Source organism: Halomonas sp. 707D4, assembly GCF_024158685.1.
In the GTDB taxonomy this organism is placed as follows: Bacteria; Pseudomonadota; Gammaproteobacteria; order Pseudomonadales; family Halomonadaceae; genus Vreelandella.
In genome coordinates this window covers 1-4,750 of the sequence record NZ_JAMZBD010000240.1, presented here as the reverse complement: position 1 = coordinate 4,750, position 4,750 = coordinate 1, and the positions used below count along the sequence as shown (strand labels likewise).

Below are 4,750 nucleotides of genomic sequence, written 5' to 3'. Positions count from 1 at the left end.
GATGAAGCAGGCCATGGCGATCTCGTCGGTCCAGGAGACCGATATCTTGAGAAAGCTGCGGGCCACCACCTGATAGAGCACCGTCAGGATGAAGATCGCGAACAGGCTGCCGGCGATCACCGTCAGCAGCCGTTCCAGGACATCGTTGATCAATCGCATGCGTTCGTCCTTTTCGCCGCGCGCCGCCTGGATGCGGCGCGCGGGCGTTGCCGGCCTAGAGGTCGCGAATCGTCTGGAGCAGCTCGGTCAGGTCGCGCTCTTCGGCGAAAGCGTCGTGAAGCGGCAGCGCAAGGTCGATGAACGCCTGCTTGTCCACTTCGCTGACCGTGACCCCCAGCTCCTCGAACTGCTGGATGAACTCGGCGTCGTACTCCTCGCCCTTCTCGGTGCCGTGTTCGCCGGCGTGCTGCGCGGCGGCCAGGATGATCGCCTGATCCTCCTCGGAAAAGCGGTTGAAGCGGTTCTCGCTCATCGAGATGTGGCTCATCATGATCTGATGCTCGGTCTTGGCGTGATACGGCGCCACTTCATACAGCCGGCTCGAGAAGTAGCCGCTGATGGTGCTCTCGAACGCCCCCACCACGCCGGTCTGCATGCCGGTGTAGATCTCGGTCCAGGGAAGCGAGGTGGTCAACGCCCCGTAGGCCTGCCACATGTCCGCGTCCAGGCGCGAACCGGTCACGCGCATCTTCACGCCTTCGAGGTCCGAAGGCTCGGTGACCGGGCCCTGGTTGCTGCTCAGGTTGCGCGTGCCGCCGCCGGTCAGGCTGAGAAGCTTCAGGCCGACGCCGGCGTCGGTCACGGCGTTGTCGAAGTACTCGAACACCGGGGAGTCCGGGGCGGTGGCGGCGCGGAACTCGTCCATGTCCTCGAACAGGTAGTTCAGGCTGAAGATCTCGAACTCCGGCACGTAGGGCGAGACGTTCATCACCCCGCCGATGATCATGTCGGTGGTGCCGATGCGGATCTCGTCGACCATGGTCTGGTCGTTGCCGAGCTGGCCGCCCGGGAAGATCTGCACGGTGATGCGGTTGTCGGTGGCCTCCTCGACCTCGGCCTTGAAGGCCTCGGCCGCGTCGATCCAGGGGTGCGGGGCGCTGACCACGGTGCCCAGGCGCAGGGTTTCGGCAAGCGCAGGGGTGGCGCTCATCAGGGTGGCGGCGCCGATCAGGGCCAGGCCGGAAAGGGAGCGTTTCGTCATGGGGAAGTGTCCTTTGGCTATTGGTATTGGAGGATCGATCCGCGCGTCAGGTGCCGGATACCGGCTCGCCGAGCGTGTGCATCAGGCGGTTGGCCCAGCCGAACAGCGTGGTCGAGAGCGTGAGATCGAGGATCTCCTGGTCGTCGAGGCCTACGTCGCGAAGGCGCTGGATATCGTCCTGATCGACTTGGGGCGGCGTCTCGGAGAGCCGCATGCCGAAGCGCAGGATGGCACGGGTACGCTCGTCGAGCTCCGCGTCCTTGCCGCGCAGGAAGATATCCTTCATCACCGCCTCACTACCGACGATGTTGTTGTAGCGATGGGCGTGGACCGCGGCGCAGTAGATGCAGCGATTAACCACCGAGGCTGCCACGGCACCGAGCTCGCGCTCCTGGCGTGACAGCCCGCCCTTGTCGTACATGATGCCGTTGAACAGCGACGTACGGATGCGCAGCGACTCCGGGTCGTGAGCCAGCACCAGCACGTAGTCGGAGATCTTGGTGTTCGACGGCGTCTCTTTCAGCGCCTCGCGCTGGGCCTCGTTCGCATTGTCGTAATCGATCGGCGTGACGTGGGGGCGCCAGGTGGGAATGCGCGAAGTGAACTTGTGAATGACCCGGCTCATTGGCTCTCTCCCATGACGCTCAGCACGGCGGTCAAGCGAAGCTGATAGTTGACGAAGGCCACGAGCCCGGCCAGGCGCACGATGTCCGCCTCCTCGAGCCCCGCCGCGCGCAGGCTTTCGATGTCGGCCTTCGTGGCGTCCTTGGGCGAGCGGGTGACCAGGTCCACGTAGCCGACCATGGCGGCCAGGCGCGTCTCGTCGGCGCCGGGCGTCACCTGCGGGTCGGCCAGGGGGGCGGCGACCGGGTCGGCGTAGCCGTCGAGCAGCGCGGCGTAGTGCTTCTCGAGCCCGGCCTGGCGGCAAAGCCGCGCCATGCGACAGGCAAGTGCCGCGCGCAGCGCCAGGGACACCCCGCCCGGGTCGGCAGGCGTCAGCGCCGCGTCATGCGAGGCCTGGCTCAGGTCCATGAGTTTACCGCGCGTGGCCAGCGCCTCGGCCAGCGGCCCCTCGGCGGCCACGTTGGCGGCGGTTTCGATCACGTGGGTCATTGCGCCCCTCCTTGTCTTGTCTGGTCGATCTCTGCGCCGGGCAGCGGCGAGGCGCGCCACTCGTCGCCCTCGAGCTCCGGCGATGCGTAGTCGTTGAGCTTACGCCAGTGGCACTCGACGTCTTTTTGGTAAAAGCTCGCAGCGATGGCGCCGGCCAGCCAGCTCGCCCCTTCGCTGATGCCGGGGATGTCACCGCTCACCTTGCCAAGGCTCACCGAGGCGCCGTAATTGAAGCAGTGGATGTCGGCAAGCCAGGGGGCCGCACCGGGCTCGCGCTCCTGAAAGGCGAAGTCGCGCCCCACGTAGGGGAACTTGCCGAGCTCGTCGTGGGCAAGCTCCGCCGGCGGCCGGTAGCGATCGCGCCACAGCAGGATCTGGTCGGCATAGCCTTCAAGCTCGGTGCGCGCCAGCGGGTCGATCTCAAAGCCGGTGCCGAGGATCAGGAAGTCGCCGCGCACCTCGCCCTGGCGGGTGGTGACGACGATCTCGTCGCCCTCCATGTGCGTGGCCTCGACCCCGCACTCGAAATGGAAGTGGGCGTTCTCGTGGCGGCTCACCCGCAGGGTCGAGCCGCGCGGTGGGGGCGTCTGGGTGATGAAGGAGTAGTGCATGATGCGCCAGCGCCAGGCATCCGGCAGGCTCGCGTAGCCGTGGGTGAAGCCGAAGGAGCCGATGCCCATCATCTTGTTGATGGTCGGCATCTGGGCGCGGCGAATCAGAAAGCGCACTTCCTCGGCGCCGTGCTCCAGGGCTTCGGCGGCGTTGTCGATGGCGGAGGCACCCACGCCGACGACGATCACCCGCTTGCCTTCGAGCGCCTTGAAATCGATCTCGTCGGCGGTATGTGCCCACACGCCAGAAGGCAGGCCCTCCACGAAACCGGGAATCTTCGGCCCGCCGGTGCCGTCGCGCCCGGTCGCCATGACCAGCTTGCGCGTCAGCACCGTCTCCTGGCGCGCGCCGGGGCCTGAAAGCGTGAGTTCGAGATGCTCACCGCACGGGGCGACGTGATCGACGTTGACCTCGTTCTCGACCGGCAGCGCCAGCACCTGGCGATACCAGCGCAGGTACGCCATCCACATCGGGCGCGGAATCTTATCCAGCGCTTCCCACTCGGCGGTGCCGAACTGCGCTTCGAACCAGGCGCGAAAGGTCAGCGAGGCAAAGCCGTAGCTCGGTCCCGGCAGGGTCTTCGGCGAGCGCAGCGTCTCCATGCGGGCGTAGTTCATCCACGGCCCTTCGAGCCCTTCCGGGTTGCGGTCGAACACGCGAAGGTCGCGAATGCCGCCGCACAAGAGTGCAAACGCCGCCACCAGCCCGCACTGGCCGCCGCCGATGATCACCACGTCGTGGACATGGCGATCACCCTGCGCGGTGCGGCTCGGCACCCAGGAAGCGGGCGGCAGGTTCAGGCAGGCCAGATCGAAGCGCACGCGCTCATCGAGCGCGTCGAGCCCGGCGCCGGCCAGGGTGGGGGAAATGGAAGTCTGGGTCATGGCATCATCTCGCGTTGGGACTGCGCGGCCTCGTCGGCTTCGTGCGGCCACCAGAACCAACGTAACGGTACATCGGCACCGCCTGGGTCGGCAGGCGGGCTTGCCTCTCTTGCACGCTCGACGAGCGCTTCGGCTGCGACGAAGGGATCCTCGAGGGTCTCCTGGCGTGGCGCCGCACGAAGGCCGGGTGAATGCAGCAGCGCATCAAGCGAATCCAGCGTGGGCTCAATCGATTGTGCCTGGTCGAACGGTGTACGTGCCGACCAGGTGCCCGTGCGCTCATCGACGCTATAAAGCTTCATCAGCGAGGCCGCATGGCGTGCAATGAATTCGACTGCCGATATTACATAGTTAGCCGCTTCATTGCTAAAAAAGAAATGAAATCCTAGCCTTACCCAACCAGGACGATATAAGCTTCTGCCATTTTGGACTAACCGCTCGTGTTCGAGAGCGGTGTCGTCGTCGATGTCGAGCAGCGCATGGCCGTAGGGGCCGGCGCAGGAGCAGCCGCCGCGTGCCTGGATACCGAACAGATCGTTGAGCATCGCCACCACCAGGTTGTGGTGGATCTCGCGCCGCCCGGCGCGCAGGTTGAACGAGAAGATCGCAAGCCTCGGGGCGTCGCGCGGGCCGAGCAACGTCAGGTTGTCGAGCGCCGACCAGCGCTCGAGCGCCTGGGCGGCGAGTTCTGCCTCCCGCGCCTCGATCACCTCTTCGCCCACCAGCGACTTGATGCGAAAGGCGAAGCCGGCGCGAATGTTGCCCAGGATATCCGGCGTTCCGCCCTCCTCCCGGCGCTGCACGTCCGTCACGTAGCGATGATTCGTCGCGGTCACGTAGGAGACCGTGCCACCGCCGGCCACCGAGGGCACCGCATTGACGCAAAGGTCGCGCCGCATCACCAGCACCCCGGAGCTGCCCGGCCCGCCGACGAACTTGT

General features: G+C 66.2%; 5 protein-coding genes. All 5 read right to left on the bottom strand.

Translation table 11 applies throughout. From position 1 onward, the window contains the following. Positions 1 to 214: 214 nt before the first annotated feature. A complete protein-coding gene (locus BIS11_RS11010) occupies positions 215 to 1,201 on the bottom strand; it encodes a TRAP transporter substrate-binding protein (protein WP_253420975.1) in 987 nt (328 codons plus the stop codon). A 46-nt stretch (positions 1,202 to 1,247) separates the two neighbouring features. Then, positions 1,248 to 1,826, bottom strand: a complete 579-nt coding sequence (locus BIS11_RS11005; RefSeq protein ID WP_253420976.1) for a peroxidase-related enzyme — start codon at positions 1,824 to 1,826, stop codon at positions 1,248 to 1,250. Next, positions 1,823 to 2,314: a CMD domain-containing protein gene (locus BIS11_RS11000; protein ID WP_253420977.1), complete on the bottom strand. Its 492-nt coding sequence runs from the start codon at positions 2,312 to 2,314 to the stop codon at positions 1,823 to 1,825. Before BIS11_RS11000 ends, BIS11_RS11005 begins: the two co-directional genes overlap by 4 nt. After that, a complete protein-coding gene (locus BIS11_RS10995; RefSeq protein ID WP_253420978.1) occupies positions 2,311 to 3,810 on the bottom strand; it encodes an NAD(P)-binding domain-containing protein in 1,500 nt (499 codons plus the stop codon). Before BIS11_RS10995 ends, BIS11_RS11000 begins: the two co-directional genes overlap by 4 nt. Continuing rightward, a partial coding sequence (locus BIS11_RS10990; protein WP_253586048.1) for an aminotransferase class V-fold PLP-dependent enzyme occupies positions 3,807 to 4,750 on the bottom strand: 944 nt, incomplete at its 5' end. The genes BIS11_RS10990 and BIS11_RS10995, both read right to left, overlap by 4 nt.